The following is an 18,026-nucleotide window of genomic DNA, read 5'->3' as shown; positions in this document are numbered from 1 at the left end:
ACGTCGGTCGACGTCGCCGACGGTCAGCCGATCCTCGAGGTGCACGACCTCGTGATGCGGTTCGGAGGCACCACGGCGGTCGGCGGCGTCAGCTTCGAGGTGCAGCGCGGCGAGCTGTTCGCGATCATCGGCCCCAACGGCGCCGGCAAGACCTCGATCTTCAACTGCCTCTCCGGCGTGTACCGCCCGCAGGAGGGCACGGTGCGCTTCCTCGGCGAGGACCTGCTCGGCACCAAGCCCGACGCGGTCGCCGGACGCGGGGTCGCGCGGATGTTCCAGAACATCGAGCTGTTCGACAACCTGACGGTGCTTGACAACCTGATGCTCGGCCGCCACCAGCACCTGCCGTACGGCGTCTTCTCCGGCCTGGTGTACGGCGGCAAGGCCAAGCGCATCGAGCTCGAGAACCGCCGCATCGTCGAGGACATCATCGACTTCCTCGAAATCGAGGCGTTCCGCAAGTTCCCGGTCGGGATGCTGCCCTACGGCGTCAAGAAGCGGGTCGAGCTCGGACGCGCGCTGGCGATGGAGCCGAAGCTGCTGCTCCTCGACGAGCCGGTCGCCGGCATGAACGTCGAGGAGACCGAGGACATGGCGCGTTTCATCCTCGACATCCGGGCTGAGCTCGACCTGGCGATGATCATGGTCGAGCACGACATGGGCCTGGTCATGGACCTCGCCGACCGGGTGCTGGTGGTGGACTTCGGCAAGCCGATCGCGCTGGGCACGCCCGACGTGGTCCAGAACGATCCCGAGGTGATCCGGGCCTATCTCGGCGAGGGCGACACCGGCCCATCGTTGGAGCAGGACGCGGCCGAGGCGGAAGCCGTCGCCGCGGAGGAGCTGGGACGATGAGCGCGACGCTGGAACAGACCACCCCGCGGGCAAGCGGGCCGCAGGGCGCCCGCACCATCCCGCGACGGATCCGCGAGCACGCCGAACGCGACCCGCAACGCATCTGCATGCGCGAGAAGCGTTTCGGCATCTGGCAGGACATCACCTGGGCCGACTACTGGGAGCAGTCCGCGCTGGTCGCCCACGGGTTGACCGCACTGGGCGTTCGGGCCGGCGACCGGGTCGCGATCCACTCCGAGAACCGCCCGGAGTGGCTCTACGCCGACGTCGGCACCGTCGCCATCCGGGCCATCACGATGGGCCTGTACCCGACCAACCCCGCCGCCGAGGTGTCCTACCTGCTGCGCGACTCCGGCAGCCGCGTCCTGATCGCCGAGGACCAGGAACAGGTCGACAAGGCGCTCGAGGTCGAGGCCGACTGCCCCGACCTTCAGCACATCGTCTATCTCGACCCGCGCGGCGTGCGCGAGTACGACCACCCCAAGCTGATCGCGTGGGACGAGTTCATCGCGCGCGGCCGGGCACACCGCGACCAGCATCCCGACCTGCTCGACCGCCTGGCGAACGAGGCCACCGACGCCGACATCGTCACCCTGATCTACACCTCCGGGACCACCGGGCCGCCGAAGGGCGCGATGCTCAGCGTCGCGAACATCGAGTTCGCGATCCAGACCCTGGTGTCGGGCGGCGGGTTCTACAACCCGCCGGCCAGCCCCTCCGACGTCATCCTGAGCTACCTGCCGCTGTGCCACGTCGCCGAGCGGGCCGCGACCGAGTGGGTCAACGCCGAGGCCGGCGTGACCGTGCACTTCGCCGAGTCGATCGAGACGGTGCAGGCCAACCTCAAGGAGGTGCAGCCGACGCTGTTCTTCGCGGTGCCGCGGATCTGGGAGAAGCTCGCCGCCGGCATCCACATCAAGATGAACGCCGCGTCGCCGCTGAAGCGGGCGGTGTTCGGGTTCTGGATGCGCATGGCGAGCCGGATCGGCGACGAACTGGTCGCCAACGACGGCCGGCACACGGCGAAGACGCGACTGCTGTACGCGCTCGGCTACCCGTTCGTCTTCCGGGCCCTGCGCGACCGGATCGGGCTGCGCAAGGTGCGCTCCGCCGGTTCCGGCGCGGCCCCCATCGCCCCCGAGGTGCTGAAGTTCTTCTACGGCATCGGCGTGATCATCTACGAGATCTACGGGATGACCGAGAACGCCGCCGTCGCGACCGTGAACCGGCCGGGTCGCGTCAAGCTCGGCACCGTGGGCGAGCCGCAGCCGGGCATCGAGCTCAGGATCGACGAGGAGACCGGGGAGATCCTCACCCGGCACCCGGGCGTGTTCGCCGGCTACTGGAACCTGCCGGAGAAGACCGCCGAGGCGATCGACGCGGACGGCTGGCTGCACACCGGCGACGTCGGCGAGTGGGTCGACGGCACCCACGTCAAGATCGTCGACCGCATCAAGGACATCATCATCACGGCCGGCGGCAAGAACATCTCGCCGTCCGAGATCGAGAACGCGCTCAAGACCTCGCCGTTCGTCAAGGAGGCGGTCGTCATCGGCGACGCCAAGCCCTACCTGACGGCGCTGATCGGCATCGAGCTCGACACCGTGGGGGACTGGGCACAGCGCCGGAAGCTGCCCTACACCACCTACCGCGACCTGTCGGAGAAGCCCGAGGTCCTCGAGCTGCTGCAGAAGATCGTCAAGGAGACCAACGAGAAGTTCGCCCGGGTCGAGAACATCCGCAAGTTCCGGGTGATGCCGAAGGAGCTCGACCACGAGGACGGCGAACTGACCGCGACCCAGAAGGTCAAGCGGGCGTCGCTGCACCAGATGTTCGCCCACCTCGTCGACGACATGTACGCCAACACCACCGAGTACGCGGGCGGCGACCTCGTCGAGGTGCACACCCCGGCGGCTCCGAGCCGGGACGAGGGAGTCGCGTAGTGGACGACCTGCTCACCATCCTGATCCGCGGACTCGCCCAGGGCAGCGTGTACGCGCTGCTCGCGGCCGGGTTCGTGGTGATCTACCGCGCGACCGACGTGGTGAACTTCGCGCAGCCGGCCCTGATGGTGCTCGGCGCCTACTTCACGGCCCTGTTCGCGCGCACCTACGACCTGCCGTTCCCGTTGGCGGTTCTCGCGGCGATCGTGGTCGTCGCGATGGTGGGGGCCGTCACCGAACGGATCGCGCTGCGGCCGATGGTGGGTGAGCCGCCCTTCTCTGCGGCCATGGTGACCATCGGTCTGTTCCTGGTGCTCACCATCATCGCCAACCGGCTGATCGGCTCCAACGTCCTGACGGTGGGCGACCCGTGGGCGCTGGACACCGCGGTGTTCGCCGGCAACGTCCGGATGCGCGTCGCCGACGGCTGGCGGATCGCCCTGACCGCCGTGGCCTTCGCCGGCGTCGGGCTGTTCCTGGTCCGCTCGCGCGTCGGGCTGGCGATGCGCGCCACCTCGCTCGACCAGGAGGTGGCACTCGCGCAGGGCGTCAACGTCGGACGCATGTTCGGTCTGTCGTGGGCGTTGGCGGGAGGCCTCGCCGGCCTGGCCGGGATGATGGTCGGCAGCGGCGGCATGGGCGTGGACAACACCACCGCGTTCATCGCGCTCAAGGCCCTCCCGGTGATCATCCTCGGCGGGCTCGACTCGCTCAAGGGCGCCTACATCGGCGGTCTGGTCATCGGTGTCGCCGAGGCGTTCACCCGGGCCAACTCGGCCACGCTCAGCGGCTACGTCGGCGCCAACGTCGACGTCGTCGTCCCGTACGTGATCATGATCCTGGTGCTGATGGTCCGCCCGTACGGGCTGTTCGGCACCCCGGAGGTCCAGCGGGTATGAGGACCGGCATCGCGCCCATGGGGCGTTTCGAGGGACCGGTCGTGGTCCCGGAGGAGCGGGCATGACCGGCAACCGCGGTTCCTTCAGCCTGACGGGCCGGCGTGCGGTGACGCTGCGGGGTCGTCCCGAGCTCTACACCGACTACGCGTCGGACCAGGCGCTGCTCAACACGCCGGCGAAGCGCACGTTCACGCTGGTGCTGGTGGCGGCCCTGCTCGTGACCCCGTTCCTGATGGAACGCGACCTGACCACGCTGCTGACGACGGTGTTCATCTACGCCATCGGCGCGATCGGGCTCAACCTCGTCAGCGGGTACGCCGGCCAGGTGTCGCTCGGGCACGCCTTCTTCGTCGGCCTGGGTGCCTACACCGCCGCGTTCCTGGGCAGCGAGGCCACCAGTTCGCTGCGTGGGCTCGGGCTCGAGATGTGGATTTGGCTGCCGCTCGCCGGACTGGTCCCGGCCGTCATCGGGTTCCTGGTCGCCCCCATCGCGGCCCGCGTGCGCGGCCTGTACCTCGCCATCCTCACGCTGGGCCTGGTCTTCATCGGCGACCACATCTTCAAGGAGGCCCGCACCTTCACCGGCGGTCCGGGCGTGGGCCGCCGCGCCGCCGCGCCCATCGTCGGTGGGCTCGACCTCAGCCGACGCCAGGAGATCCTCGGCGTCACGGTCGAGGGCGCCAACCTGTTCTACCTGTTCTGCTTCGCGTTGCTGGTCGTGATGGCGATCGCCGCCCGCAACCTCGCGCGCAGCAAGTCGGGGCGTGCCTTCGCCGCCGTCCGCGACCGCGACATCGCCGCCGAGGTGATGGGCGTGCCGCTGACCCGCACGAAGGTGCTCGCCTTCACGGTGTCGTCGTTCTACGCCGGCATCTGTGGCGGGCTGCTGGCGATCACCTACGGCGTCATCGAGCCGGCCGCCTTCAACCTGTTGATGTCGGTCGACTTCCTCGCCATGGTGCTGATCGGAGGGGTGGCGACGATCTCGGGCTCGATCGCCGGCGCGGCCTTCGTGGTGCTGCTGCCGCGCCTGGTGCAGACCTACGCCACCTACATCCCCGGTGTCAGCCGCGGTTCGACCGGCGGCGGGATCCTGACCGTGTTCCAGGTCCAGGGCCTGCTGTTCGGCGTGCTGATCGTGGCGTTCATCATCCTCGAACCGCGCGGCATGTACGGCCTGTGGTTGCGGGTGCGCAACTACTGGAAGGCCTGGCCCTTCTCCTACTGACGTGCCCCCGAGGCAGGACGCGATGCGCGCGCCGCGGGCAACCGGGGACGCGAACGCGCAGGTCGGGACAAACCGTCGTCACGGGGAGCGAGGCGACCTACGATGCACCTACGACGCAGGTAGTAGAGAACTCCGCCCATCCATCCGGCGTGGGCGGCAGGGAGACCCTTCAGACGACAGAGAGGACGAAGGGATGCGGGAGACAACGCGATTGCGGCGCATGGCCGCAGCGCTGTGCGCGGTCACGTTGGTGGCGACGGCGTGCGGCGGCAACGAGCCAGACACCGCCGCGCCGACTGGCGATGGTGACGAGCAGACCGACACCGACACGGGGGACGACACCGGCGACACCGACGGCGACGAGGACACCGGTGGCGACACCGGCGGGGACACCGGCGGTGAGATCGCGACCGACATCGGCGTCACCGACGATCCGTGCCCCGAGGCGATCAACCCCGACAACGGGTGCATCTACCTCGGCATCCTGTCCGACCTGACCGTCGGCCCGTTCGCGGCGCTCGGCGTGCAGATCGTCGAGGGCCAGGAAGCCTTCTGGGAGCGGGTCAACAACGAGGGCGGCATCTCGGGCTACGACATCAACGTCACCGAGTACACCCGCGACAACGAGTACAACCCGCAGACCCAGTCGCAGCTGTACCGCGAGATCGAGCCGGACATCCTGGCGCTCGCGCAGACGCTGGGCACCCCGCCGACCGAGGCGATCCTGCCCGACATGGACGAGGACAACGTCATCGGCGTGCCGGCGTCGTGGTGGTCCGGTTGGGACCACGACTCCGCCGACTACGGCCTGATCCTCAACTCGGGCTACTCGTACTGCCTCGAGTCGCAGATCGCGCTCGACTGGTCGTCGGAGAACGAGGGCGAGATCGGTTCCGTGCTCGCCGTGGGCTACCCCGGTGACTACGGCGGCGACTCGGCCGCCGGCGTCCAGGCGTGGGCCGAGGCCACCGGTGCGGAGTACCTCGGCTTCGTCGAGACCGCTCCCAACGCCGTGGTCGGCTCGCAGGACGCCGCCATCGGCCAGGTCGTCAGCAGCGGCGCCGACCGGGTCGTGATCGCGACCGGTCCGGCCGAGACCGCCGAGATCGTCGGTGGCGCCATGGCCAACGGCTACGCCGGCCGCTTCATCGGCTCGGTGCCGACCTGGAACCCGGCCCTGATGGACTCCCCGGCCGCGCCGGCCCTGGAGGCAGCGTTCACGCACATCGGCCCGTGGGAAGCCTTCACCGGTTCCTCCGAAGCGCACCAGGCGATGCAGGAGCACCTCGGCGAGGGCAACCTGCCGGGCAACGACGGGTTCACCTTCGGGTGGATCTGGTCGTACCCGCTGAAGTCCCTGCTCGAGCAGGCCGCCGCCAACGGCGACCTGACCCGTGAGGGGCTGCGCAGCGCGGTCGACGGTCTGACCGTCGACTACGAGGGCGCCCTGCCCGAGCGCACCCTGGGTGGCGACGCCAACGAGACCGCCGTGCGTGTTGCGGTCGTCTCGCAGCCCGACAACGACGAGCCGCTCCGCCTGCGCACCATCGAGACCGGGATCTCCGGTCCGACGGCGGACGACTACGACTACAGCGCGCCCTGCTCGGGCACCTGAGTCGAGGCAGGAGCACGCTGGGGCGGTCCGCAAGACGGGCCGCCCCAGCGGCGTGTCGCGGGGTCCCTGAGCCCACGCCCGCCTCGTCAGGGCCGACCAAGGGTGCTCCCCGATGTCCGCGGCTCCGCGGCGGTGCGATGCTGGAGACCGAGCCGGACCGCTGACCCGCGCGGTCCATCCACGAAGGAACCCACGGTGACCTGCACCAACTGCGGCGCGACCCTGGAGTCGACCGCCACGACCTGTCCCGTCTGCGGCAGCGCCGCTCCCGGCGCGCCGGGCGACCCCGGCAACCTCGATGCGTCCGCGCGAGAGGCGACGTCTGGTGCCGCCTCCTGGCAGGGCGCTGGAGCATCCGACACGCCGCCGTCCTCAGGCGGCGCCTCCTCCGGCGGCGGCGCTGGCTACGGCGGCGCTGGCTACGGCGGCGCGGGATACGGCGGCACAACGGGCGGCGGCGCCTCCACGCCGGGCGGAGCGGCATGGCAGCAGCCGGCGGCCCCCCACCCGTCCGGGTTGCCCAGCGACATCCGGGGCTGGGGGATCGGTGCGCACGCCGCCAGCTACCTCGCCTTCATCGGGCTGCCCGTGGTCGGACCGCTGCTGGTATGGCTGATCCGCCGCGACCACCCCTTCGTCGACCACCACGGGAAGGAGTCGCTCAACTTCAACCTGTCGGTCGCGCTCTACGGCCTTGTGCTGGCCGTGGCCGCGATCCCGCTCGGCTTCCTCACCCTCGGCATCGCGCTGGTGCCGATCGGCCTGCTCGGGGTCGTCCTCGGGCTCGTCTGGCTCGTCCTGCCCGTGATCGGTTGCGTGAAGGCGTCCAACGGCGAGGGCTACCGCTACCCGATGACCATCCGCTTCGTCCGCTGACCTCGCGTCGCGGACCCGGGGGGCGGCGCGCGCAGCAGCCGCCCCCCACCCATGCGGGTAGCGCGCAACGGCGCCCCGGCCCCGCCTGACGCGTCACCCCGCCCGACCTCCGACGTTGGACCCCGCGAACCGCGCCGTCCAGCCGAGGAGTCCCCGCGTGCGCCGAAAGCTCGCCTCACTGTCCGCAGGCTCGATGCTCGGCGTCGCCGGGCTGCTCGCGCCCCTGACCGGCGCGGTGGATCCCGTCAGCGGCGCGGTGGACACCATCACCGGCACCGTGACGGCCACGATCGACGACGAGGTGGCCCGCCTGTCCGGGACGGCGACCGTCCTGGTGATCCTCGACGAGCAGGCCGACGTCGACCAGCTCGCCCAGGCGGTCGCTGCGCGGGTGCAGCTCGTCAGCCGCTACGACCGGATCTCGGTCCTGCTGGCACAGGGACCGGCGGATGACCTGCGGGCGCTCGCGGAGCTACCCGGCGTCGCACGGCTCGAGCACGACGCCCCGATCGGCACCTTCACCGACTCCTCGCACACCGCGACGCGCGGCCAGGAGCTGTTGGACGGCGAGGTCACCGTCGGCGGACAGCTCGTGGACGGCACCGGCGTCGGCGTCGCGGTCGTGGACACCGGCGTCGACGGCTGGCACCCCGACCTGGCTGCCCGCATGGGAGAGAACGTCAAGGTCGTGCCTTCCCTCGGGCTGCTCGGCGGCACCGCGATCGACTTCCCCGAGTCCGACACCCTGAGCCTCGGCGGTCACGGCACCCATGTCGCCGGCATCGTCGCCGGCGACGGGACCGCATCGGCCGGCACCTTCCACGGGGCCGCGACCGGGGCGACCATCCACGGTGTCAGCGGCGGGACCCTGATCTCGCTGCACTCCGGCCTCGAGGGGCTGTACTGGGTCCTGGAGAACCACGACACGGTCACGCCCGCGATCCGGGTCGTCAACAACTCTTGGGGTGGCTCGGCCGGGGACTACGACCCCGACGGCGCCATCCCGCGTGTGGTGCGGGCGCTCATCGAGGACGGCGTCGTGGTCGTCTTCGCCGCGGGCAACTCCGGCGGCGACGGCTCGGTACAGGCGACCAGCATCCAGTGTGTCGATCCCACGCCCGGCATGATCTGCGTGGCCGCGTACGACGACCTCGGCACCGGCGGCCGTCTGGGCACGACGGCCTCGTTCTCGTCACGCGGCGACGCGTCACGACCCGAGACCTGGCCGGATCTGTCCGCGCCCGGCGTCGACATCGTGGCCGCGTGCCGCCCGACGCTGCCGGTGTGCGCCACCGGCGTGCTCGGTTCGCCCGACCCGGTCCACTACGCCGTGCTGTCGGGTACCTCGATGGCGGCGCCGCACATCGCGGGCATCGCGGCGCAGGTCCTGCAGGTGGCCCCGCACCTCACGCCCGCACAGGTCGAGCAGGTGTTGACCTCGACCGCCACCAGTGACGGCACGCCAGGCTACGAGCAGGGTGCCGGCCTGGTCGACGCCGTCGCCGCGGTCCAGGCCGCCGCCGGTGAGAGCACAGCCGCCTCGACCAAGGGCCGCAAGGCACTCGCACCCGGACGCAACCGCGGCTGACGCCTGCGCGGGGCGGAGAGGGCGGCACGGCGGCAACGGGGGACGGCCCGGGACACGCGTCTCGGGCCGTCGCACGCCCGGCCGCACCGACCTCGACGTGTTCACGCTGGCCGGACCAACCGCGCCCCCCCGCCCGCCGGGCCTACCGCCCGGTTTCGTGCCCCGTGCCGAATGTGGACATCTCGTCGGCCCTGGCCGCGGGGCCTACCGCCCGGTTTCGTTCCCCGTGCCGAAAGTGGGCACCTCGTCGGCCCTGGCCGCGGGCCTACCGCCCGGTTTCGTTCCCAGTGTTGCAAGTGGGCACCTCGTCGGCGCTGGCCGCGGGGCCTACCGCCCGGTTTCGTGCCCGGTGCCGAAAGGGGGGACCTCGTCGGCCCTGGCCGCGGGGCCTACCGCCCGGTTTCGTTCCCCGTGCCGAAAGTGGCCGTTCCGGCTGGCCGCGTGGTGCGGGAGTTACTGCACGAGGACGTGGGTGAGGAGGACGCGGTCGATCCTCGTGCCGGGGGCGAGGTCACGCAGTTCGCGCAGGAGTTGGCCGCGCAGTTCGTTCTGCCCGTCGCCGCTGCGCATGCGCTCGGCGTCGTACTCGAGCGCCACCTCGACCAGCTTCGCGCGCAGCAGGTCGGTGGCCTCGGACACCGGGGCGACCGCCTGCTCCCCGATCACCAGCGCGGCGAGCGCGATGCTCGCGTGGGTGCCGTCGACGAGGGTGACCACCTGCGGCTCGAAGGTCACCACGTGCTCGGAGACGTCGGCTTCTCGGGCAAACCACTGGAGTTGGACCCCCCACCAGCCGATGCATACCAGGGACACCACGATCGACACGGCGACGACGGCGCGGATGCGGCGGGTCGGTGGCGCGATCTCGGTGGTCACGAGGCAGGACTCCGGGTTGCGGCTCGGGGGACGGGTCGCACGAAGCGGCTCGTTCGTGGGTGGAGCCGGCGGGTGCCGACTCCCGCCCCGTCGGCAGGGACAGGGAGGTCCTCAAGCGTCATGGCACATTCGACACCAGGTTCGTTGCAGCGGTTCGCGGCCTCGCGGTACGCGTCCATCGGTGCGCCCGTCGTGGCGCTGCTGCTCGTCGCCTCGGTCGTCGTCGCCAACGTGCGAGGACCTGCATCCGCCGAGCCCGACCTGTACGGCACCGCCGCCATCGCGACCGTCGACGGCGTGCCCATCGACCTGGTTCCCCCGGCTGCGGTGGTCCGGCTGGATCCGGCCGCACACGACTCGGCCGAGGCTGCGGTCGCCGCACTCCTCGAGCAGCCGGGCGTCCGCAGTGCCCGCTCCGTGTTCGGTGACTGGTACGCCATCGAGGGCGTCGACGGCGCCGCGGCGGCGGCCTTCCCCGGCGTGGTGGAGGCCGAGGACGAGGTGTACGCCCAGCTGTCGGCGGTCCTGCCGCAGCAGTGGCACCTGAACAACGACGGACAGGCGGTCTCCGGTCAGGCCGGCGGTGTACCGGGCGCCGACATCGACTGGGTGCGCACCCAGGACCCGACGCTGGCACTGGACGCGACCGGCGACGGGGTCGTCGTCGCCGTGATCGACAACGGCGTCGACGCGCTTCACCCGGCGCTCGCCGACGCGATCTGGGAAGGCTCCGGCGCGCAGGCGTGTGGCGCGGAGGCTCTCGACTGCAACGGCTACGACTTCGTGGCCGACGCGCCGCTGGGTCGCGCCACGCCCACGCGTGGCGCCGCGCACGGGACCCACATCGCCGGCACGATCGCCGCAGCCCCACAGGTCGAGGGGTCGGGAACGCCGACCGGCGTCGCTCCCGACGCGCAGATCATGCCGCTGACCATCACCTACGGCGACGAGGAATCCGACGCCTTCGCGATCACCCGCGCGGCCGAGGCGATCACCTACGCGGTCGACAACGGCGCCGACGTCATCAACGCGTCCTGGTCCACCGTGCCAGGGCAGACCCAGCCGTCCCAGGTCGCCGTGTTGGCCGCGGCCATCGAGCACGCCCGCGGTGAAGGGGTCGTGATCGTCGCCGCCGCCGGCAACCAGAGCGCCGACATCGACACGGCGCCGGCGTATCCGGCTTCGTTCACGCACGACAACCTGCTCACGGTCGCCGCCTCGACCACGTCGGACACGCTCGCGACGTACAGCAACCGGGGCCGCGTCGCGGTCGACGTGGTCGCGCCGGGCTCGGCGATCCTCGGCGCCAACGTCGGTGGTGGCTACATGCCGATGTCGGGGACCTCGATGGCGGCCGCGGTGACCACGGGGGTCGTCGCCCAGACCCTGCAGCACCTGGGGCTCACGGGTCCGGCCAGCGGCCTGCCGGCACGCAAGGCCGTCCTCGACGGCGCCACGCGCCTGTTCGGCCTGGACGCCGTGCGGACCTCCGCGCGCGTGTCGGCCGCCGGCGCGCTGGGGCTGCCGCCACGGCTCGAGGGTGGCCTGGTGATCATCGGCGAGGGCTTCGACGCGATCGCTCCGGACCGGGAGTTCGTGCGTCGCCTCAACGTCCGGGCGCCACGCGACAGCGACCTCGTCTTCACGTTGGGCGTCTGGCACGACGGCGCCGTGCACGCGGTCGTCGAGCACGACGTCGAGGTGTCGGCCACCGATCACATCGCCTCGGTCGGCGGGCCGACCAGTGCCGGCGGACGACTGGGTCTGCCCGTGCTGCAGGACCGCAGCGACCTCGAGGAAGGCCGACAGTTCACCGTCAGCTCGCTGCTGCCGACGGGTCGCTACGTGCTGCTCGTCGAGGAGGCCGAGCCCACCCGTCGCGCCGGCTTCCTCGCCTTCCTGGTGGGGACCCCGGCGGACGAGCCGGCGCCCAGCGACCCGACCGACCCCACCACGCCGCCCGGCCCCGGAAGCAACGTGGGCGGCGGCGGTGATGGTGACGACGGCGGGGACGGCACCGATCCCGACCCGTGTGACCCCGAGACCGAGACGTGCGAGCCGACCGGGCCGCCGGGCGGGCCGGACCCCGTGGACTGCACCGCCGTGCCCGAGGATCCCGCCTGTGTCCGCAACGGCGACGATGGCGCGGACGGTGCGGACGGCAACGACGGTGCGGATGGCAATGACGGCAACGACGGAGCCGATGGCAACGACGGCGCCGACGGTCGCGACGGCTCCGACGGCCGTGACGGTGCCGATGGCGCCGATGGTGCGGACGGCGGCGACGGATCCGGTGGCGGCGCGGGTGGTACGCCGACCGACGGCGCGTTCGTCCCGGTCTTCCCCGCCGAGGGACCGATGAGTGGGCGCACCGTCGACGTGAAGGGCGCCTGGGACGACCCGGCCTGGCTCAATGCCCGGGTCTACTTCAACGAGCGGGAGGCCGAGGTGTTGGCGCCGTTGCGGTCGGTTGCGGCCGTGCGCGCTCCGTCCTACCCGCGGCCGGGATCGGTCCACGTCAGCATCCGCGGCGCGAACGGCCGGTTGCTGGAGGCGTACGAGCACGCCTTCACGTACGTCGACGGCAGCGGCGGCACCCCGAGCCCGGACGACGACGGCGACGACGGCGACGACGGCGGCGGTGGTAACGGCGGTGGTAACGGCAACGGCACCGGTGGTGGCAACGGCACCGGTGGCGGGACCGGAGGCGGGGGTGACGGCACCGGTGGTGACGACGGTTCGTCGACCGTCGGCAATCCCCAGACGCTGGAGAACGGCCTGAAGGTCGACCGGTTCGGCCCCGACCACCCGTTGAGCCGGCTGACACTGGCGGCCTGGGGCGACGGCATGTTGTGCCAGACCTCCCCATGCACCGCGGTGTGGATCGACACCCGGCGCCAGAGCCTCTGACACGACGGGCGTGTCGGACCCCTGCACTACCCTCGTTCGGCGTCCCCGCACGGCCGGTGCCGGGACCTTCCGCACCTGCGACCGAGGCTGTTCGTGTCCGCCGATCCCCGTCTGCTCGAAGGGCTCAACCCGGCCCAGCGTGATGCCGTCGAGACCGTGGAGGGTCCCGTCCTGGTGATCGCGGGCGCCGGCTCGGGCAAGACGCGTGTCCTGACCCACCGCATCGCCCACCTGATCCGCGATCTGCACGTCAGCCCGTTCGAGTTGCTGGCGATCACGTTCACGAACAAGGCCGCGGGCGAGATGGCCGAGCGCGTCGGCGGCCTGGTCGGCGACCGGCTGTCGGACCGGATGTGGGTGACCACGTTCCACAAGGCGTGCGTGCGGATCCTGCGCCGTGAGCTGACCCGGCTCGGCTACCGCAGCGGGTTCACCATCTACGACGCCCAGGACTCGCAGCGCCTGATCTCGCAGATCGCGAAGGACCAGGGCGTCGACGACAAGCGCCTGTCCCCGCGGGCGATCCAGCACGCGATCAGCAACGCCAAGGACGAGCTGATCGACCACGAGACCTATGCCTCGCGCGCCGGCGGCTGGCCCGAGGTGCAGATCGCCGACGTCTACGCCGCCTACCAGGACCGGCTGCTGCGGGCCAACGCGCTCGACTTCGACGACCTCATCGTCAAGACGGTCGAGCTGTTCCAGCTGTTCGACCCGGTGCTCGAGCACTGGCAGCAGCGGTTCCGCTACGTGATGGTGGACGAGTACCAGGACACCAACCGTGCCCAGTACCACCTCGTCAACCTGCTCGCCGCGCGCGAGCGGAACCTCATGGTCGTGGGAGACGCGGACCAGTCGATCTACCGGTTCAGGGGCGCGACGGTCCAGAACCTGCTCGATTTCGAGCGGGACTACCCGGACGCGACCGTGATCCCGCTGGTACAGAACTACCGGTCGACGCAGACGATCCTCGACGCGGCCAACGCCGTCATCCGCAACAACGCCTCGCGGTATCCGAAGGACCTGTGGACCGACCAGGGGCCTGGCGAGGCGGTGGTCCGCTACCACGCCAACGACGAGCACGACGAGGCCGCGTTCGTCGCCGAGGAACTCGAGAAGCTGCGCTCCGACGGCTTCACGTTCGACGACGCGGCCGTCTTCTACCGGACCAACGCCCAGTCACGGGTGCTCGAGGACATCTTCATCCGCGTCGGCATGCCCTACCGGGTCATCGGCGGCGTCCGCTTCTACGAGCGCAAGGAGATCAAGGACGTCCTCGCCTATGCGCGGCTGCTGGTCAATCCCGACGACGACGTCTCGGCCCGGCGGGTCGTGAACACGCCCCGACGCGGTGTCGGCGACCGCACCGTCGAGGCACTGGACTGGCACGCCCGCCGCGAGGGCATCAGCTTCCTCGCCGCGTGCCGCCAGGCCGAACACGTCCAGGGACTCGCGACCCGCGCCATCGGCGCCGTCACCTCATTCGTCGACCTGCTCGACGGCCTGCGCACCGCCCTCGAGCACGACCTCGCCGTCCCGGACCTGGTCGAGGAGATCTTCACCCGCACCGGCTACCTGCGTGAGCTGCAGGCCGAGCGCACCGTCGAGGCGCTGGGCCGTGAGGAGAACCTCCGCGAGCTGAAGTCGGTGGCCACCGAGGTCCACGAACGTGGCGGCGGGGCGGTCGGGATCGCCGGGCTCGAGACGTTCCTGGAGTCGGTGACGCTGGTCAGCGACCAGGACCAGCTCGACGACGCGGGGGACGGCACCGTCACCCTCATGACGCTGCACACCGCCAAGGGGCTCGAGTTCCCGGTCGTGTTCATGGTGGGCATGGAGGACGGCGTGTTCCCGCACGTCCGCTCGCTCGACGACACCAGCGAGCTCGAGGAGGAGCGGCGCCTGTGCTACGTCGGTCTGACGCGCGCGCAGCACCGGCTCTACCTCACCCACGCCGACCATCGCACCCTGTGGGGTGGGACCTCGTACAACCCGCCGTCGCGGTTCCTCGACGAGCTGCCCGACGAACTGGTCGAGCGTCGCGGGGGCAGCCGCGGTGCCACGGCGGGTTCGCGCCGCCGCGACAAGGAACTGCTCGAGGTGGCCGGCCAGGAGTTCCGACCGGGGGACCGGGTGCTGCACACCAAGTTCGGCCCGGGGACGATCGCGTCGCTGACGGGCGAGGGCGAGCGCGCCGAGGCGACCGTCGACTTCGACAAGGCCGGTCGCAAGCACTTGATGCTCGCCTACGCGCCCCTGGTCCGGACCTGACCGACGCGGCACGGGTTGTGGGCGGCGATCCGGGCGGGGCTAGCGTCCCGAACCTCCGGCACAGCGAGGAACGAGGTCCCGTGGCGAAGCGCACGCGCAAGGTGTCGGCGAGTCGGGTGATCGAGGCCGACCGTCAGGCGATCTTCGACATCCTGGCCGACCCTGCCCAGCACCCGCTCATCGACGGGTCCGGCACCGTCTCCGACGTGCAACCGAACGGTCCCGAGCGGCTGCACGAAGGCGGGCGGTTCGGCATGGAGATGAAGCTCGGCGTGCCCTACAAGATCCTCAACACCGTGGTGGAGTTCGAGGAGGGGCGACGGATCGCCTGGCGCCACTTCCACGGCCACCGGTGGCGCTACGAGCTCGAGGACACGACCACCCCCGAGGGTCGTCCCGCGACGCTGGTCACCGAGTCGTTCGACTGGTCCCGGGCCCGCACGAAGATCTGGCTCGACCTGTCGAGCTATCCGCGCCGCAACCTCGACAGCATCGTCGAGACCCTCGCCCGCCTCGACGCGCACGTCGGCGCGAGACGCTGATCCCCACCACGCCGGCCTGCCGCGCCGGCATGCCAGGCGGTCAGCACGCGGGCTCGGCCGCATCGTCGGTCGGCGACGGCCCCGGCGAGGTCCGGGTCGGATCGACGTAGACGGTGCCGTCGTGCACCAGCGTCGGGTGCTCGTCGAGCGACGGGGCACCTCCCAACCCACGGCCGGTCAGGTTCCACACCTGCCGGCCGTCCTCGAGCCGGTTCGACGCCGGGCAGTAGGCGACCCCGTCCGCGCCGGCGAACACCCGCACCCGTCCACCGGCGGTGACGAGCACCGCGTCGAGGTGGTCGAGGGCGGCGCTCGGCGGCAGGTCCTCGACCCGGCCGACCGCGGTCCAGGGCTCGGCGGGTGGGTCGCCGCTGCGCAGCAGGAACATCACCCCGGCCACGACCACGACCAGGCCCGCGAGCAGCGACGCCACGATCCACTGCGATCCCAGGGGCGCCCGCAGCACGATCTTGCGGGCACGCTTGGAGGCCCGCTCGGGCAGGTAGCCGGAGGGGCCGAAGTCGGGCTGCTCGCCGCCGGTCGTCCGTTCGCTCATCGCCGCGGAACGGTACCCGTGCGCGTGTGCCGGCCGTGCCCGCACACGGCTCGCCCAGTCGTGCGGTCAGGGCCGGCTTGGGAGGCCCTGCCAGCACCCGACTATCCTCGGCGCAGAACGCGGCCGTTCCCGCCGGGAGGTCGCGGCAGGATCTCGCGCGGTGACGGTGGCGACCCCTCCGACGCGCGGGCCCTCCGACAGAAAGAGACGTCGATGGCGATCCGAGTCGTCGTGGCCAAGCCGGGACTGGACGGTCACGACCGCGGTGCCAAGGTGGTCGCGCGTGCGCTGCGCGACGCCGGCTGCGAGGTCATCTACACCGGCCTGCACCAGACCCCCGAACAGATCGTGAGCGCCGCACTGCAGGAGGACGCGCAGGCCGTCGGCCTGTCGATCCACTCGGGGGCGCACATGACCCTGTTCCCGAAGGTGGTCAAGCTCCTGCGCGAGGCCGGCGCCGACGACGTCGTCGTCTTCGGCGGCGGCATCATCCCGGAGCAGGACATCCCGTTGCTGCAGGAGCAGGGGATCGCGGCGATCTTCACGCCCGGCACCCCGATGAAGACCATCACCGACTGGGTCGCGGGCAACGTCCCCGAACGCGTCTGACCCCACCCGCGCCGCACCCGCCAGGGTCGCGGCGCGCGCCTTTTCCGCCCCCTTACACACTGATCGAGGAGGCCCCGCGTGGACCTCGTGGAGTTCCAGGGCAAGCAGCTCTTCCGGCGCAACGGCGTGCCCGTGCCCGCGGAAGGCACCGCGTGCCGCACCGTCGAGGAGGTCGAGGCGGCCGCCCGCGGCTACATCGAGACCGACGGCGCGTCGGCCGTCATGGTCAAGGCGCAGGTCAAGACCGGTGGTCGTGGCAAGGCCGGCGGGGTGAAGTACGCGCCCTCGGTCGACGACGCGCGCGAGCACGCCTCCAACATCCTCGGCCTCGACATCAAGGGACACACGGTCAACGTGGTCTACGTCGAGCCCGCCTCCGACATCGACGAGGAGTACTACCTGTCGGTGATGCACGACCGGGTGAACAAGGGTGAGCTGATCATCTGCTCGCGCGAAGGTGGCGTGGACATCGAGGAGGTCAACCGCACCAACCCCGACGCCGTGGTCAAGCGCACCGTGCTGCCCTCCGAGCGCGAGAACGGGCTGCCCAAGGAGATCGCGCTCGAGGTCATGACCCAGGCGAACATGCCCGAGGACGTGCGCGACGAGGCCGCGGACCTGCTCGTCCAGCTCTTCGCCGCCTACCTCGCCGAGGACGCGACGCTGGCCGAGATCAACCCGCTGATCAAGAACGGCGAAGGTCGCATCATCGCCCTCGACGCCAAGGTGACGCTCGACGGCAACGCCGCGTTCCGCCACGACGGCTACGGCGAGTGGCAGATCGAGGGCATCGACAACGACGACCCGCTCGAGGCCGAGGCCAAGTCCAAGGGCATCCAGTACGTCAAGCTCGACGGCAGCGTCGGCGTGCTCGGCAACGGCGCCGGCCTGGTCATGGCGACCCTCGACGTCGTGGCGCAGAACGGCGGTCGGGCCGCGAACTTCCTCGACGTCGGCGGCGGCGCCTCGGCCGACGCGATGGCGCAGTCGCTGGGCCTGGTCCTGTCCGACCCCGACGTCAAGAGCGTGTTCGTCAACATCTTCGGCGGCATCACCCGGGGCGAGGAGGTGGCCAACGGCATCATCGAGGCCACCCGGCGGCTCGGCGACTTCCCGCAGAAGCTGGTCATCCGCCTCGACGGCACCAACGCCGAGGAGGGCCGCCGCATCCTCGAGGAGGCGAACCTGCCCAGCGTCGTGTCCAAGCCGACGATGCAGGAGGCCGCCGCCGAAGCCGTCCGCCTCGCCAGCGCCTGAT

14 protein-coding genes are annotated in these 18,026 nt (G+C 71.2%); 12 read left to right on the top strand and 2 right to left on the bottom strand.

Translation table 11 applies throughout. The annotated features are described in order from the left end of the window. The first annotated feature begins 54 nt into the window (after window positions 1–54). The 7 genes from ACERMF_RS11765 to ACERMF_RS11735 all read left to right on the top strand — a co-directional run bounded on the left by ACERMF_RS11765 (window position 55) and on the right by ACERMF_RS11735 (window position 9,004). Window positions 55–855, top strand: a complete 801-nt coding sequence (locus tag ACERMF_RS11765) for an ABC transporter ATP-binding protein (protein ID WP_373669643.1) — start codon at window positions 55–57, stop codon at window positions 853–855. Then, window positions 852–2,798 carry a long-chain fatty acid--CoA ligase gene (locus ACERMF_RS11760; protein ID WP_373669291.1) on the top strand — a complete coding sequence of 649 codons (1,947 nt, stop codon included), beginning with the start codon at window positions 852–854 and terminating at the stop codon, window positions 2,796–2,798. Before ACERMF_RS11765 ends, ACERMF_RS11760 begins: the two co-directional genes overlap by 4 nt. Next, entirely contained in the window at window positions 2,798–3,697 is a 900-nt protein-coding gene (locus ACERMF_RS11755) for a branched-chain amino acid ABC transporter permease (protein WP_373669290.1), read from the top strand. Before ACERMF_RS11760 ends, ACERMF_RS11755 begins: the two co-directional genes overlap by 1 nt. 61 nt (window positions 3,698–3,758) lie before the next feature. Next, window positions 3,759–4,925, top strand: coding sequence for a branched-chain amino acid ABC transporter permease (locus ACERMF_RS11750; RefSeq protein ID WP_373669289.1), 1,167 nt, complete (start codon window positions 3,759–3,761; stop codon window positions 4,923–4,925). Between the two features lie 193 nt (window positions 4,926–5,118). After that, entirely contained in the window at window positions 5,119–6,540 is a 1,422-nt protein-coding gene (locus ACERMF_RS11745; protein WP_373669288.1) for an ABC transporter substrate-binding protein, read from the top strand. Window positions 6,541–6,735: 195 nt separating this feature from the next. Next, the gene (locus ACERMF_RS11740; protein ID WP_373669287.1) at window positions 6,736–7,416 is read left to right on the top strand and encodes a DUF4870 domain-containing protein; all 681 of its coding nucleotides are present in this window, start codon (window positions 6,736–6,738) and stop codon (window positions 7,414–7,416) included. A 157-nt stretch (window positions 7,417–7,573) separates the two neighbouring features. Next, window positions 7,574–9,004: a S8 family serine peptidase gene (locus tag ACERMF_RS11735; protein ID WP_373669286.1), complete on the top strand. Its 1,431-nt coding sequence runs from the start codon at window positions 7,574–7,576 to the stop codon at window positions 9,002–9,004. A gap of 453 nt (window positions 9,005–9,457) precedes the next feature. Here ACERMF_RS11735 and ACERMF_RS11730 read toward each other — a convergent pair whose 3' ends face one another. Next, window positions 9,458–9,880 (bottom strand): flagellar basal body-associated FliL family protein, encoded by a 423-nt coding sequence (locus ACERMF_RS11730; protein ID WP_373669285.1) that lies wholly within the window; start codon window positions 9,878–9,880, stop codon window positions 9,458–9,460. A gap of 120 nt (window positions 9,881–10,000) precedes the next feature. On the opposite strand from ACERMF_RS11730, the gene ACERMF_RS11725 reads away from it, so the two are divergent. The 3 genes from ACERMF_RS11725 (at window position 10,001) to ACERMF_RS11715 (ending at window position 15,603) form a co-directional block, all read left to right on the top strand. Next, window positions 10,001–12,790 carry a S8 family serine peptidase gene (locus ACERMF_RS11725; RefSeq protein WP_373669284.1) on the top strand — a complete coding sequence of 930 codons (2,790 nt, stop codon included), beginning with the start codon at window positions 10,001–10,003 and terminating at the stop codon, window positions 12,788–12,790. 93 nt (window positions 12,791–12,883) lie between these two features. Then, entirely contained in the window at window positions 12,884–15,061 is a 2,178-nt protein-coding gene (gene pcrA / locus ACERMF_RS11720) for a DNA helicase PcrA (protein ID WP_373669283.1), read from the top strand. Window positions 15,062–15,141: 80 nt separating this feature from the next. Beyond that, window positions 15,142–15,603 carry a dimethyladenosine transferase gene (locus ACERMF_RS11715; protein ID WP_373669282.1) on the top strand — a complete coding sequence of 154 codons (462 nt, stop codon included), beginning with the start codon at window positions 15,142–15,144 and terminating at the stop codon, window positions 15,601–15,603. A gap of 40 nt (window positions 15,604–15,643) precedes the next feature. Here the strand turns inward: ACERMF_RS11715 and ACERMF_RS11710 are convergent, their stop codons facing one another. Continuing rightward, window positions 15,644–16,159: a hypothetical protein gene (locus tag ACERMF_RS11710; protein WP_373669281.1), complete on the bottom strand. Its 516-nt coding sequence runs from the start codon at window positions 16,157–16,159 to the stop codon at window positions 15,644–15,646. 213 nt (window positions 16,160–16,372) lie between these two features. Between ACERMF_RS11710 and ACERMF_RS11705 the strand changes: the two genes are divergently transcribed. Together ACERMF_RS11705 and sucC are read left to right on the top strand one after the other, a co-directional pair. Next, entirely contained in the window at window positions 16,373–16,768 is a 396-nt protein-coding gene (locus ACERMF_RS11705; protein WP_373669280.1) for a cobalamin B12-binding domain-containing protein, read from the top strand. Between the two features lie 78 nt (window positions 16,769–16,846). Then, window positions 16,847–18,025: an ADP-forming succinate--CoA ligase subunit beta gene (sucC, locus tag ACERMF_RS11700; protein ID WP_373669279.1), complete on the top strand. Its 1,179-nt coding sequence runs from the start codon at window positions 16,847–16,849 to the stop codon at window positions 18,023–18,025. Window position 18,026: the final 1 nt, after the last annotated feature.

Origin of the sequence: Egicoccus sp. AB-alg6-2 (genome assembly GCF_041821025.1) — a bacterium.
Lineage (GTDB): Bacteria > Actinomycetota > Nitriliruptoria > Nitriliruptorales > Nitriliruptoraceae > Egicoccus.
This window is presented reverse-complemented; position numbering and strand designations above follow the sequence as displayed.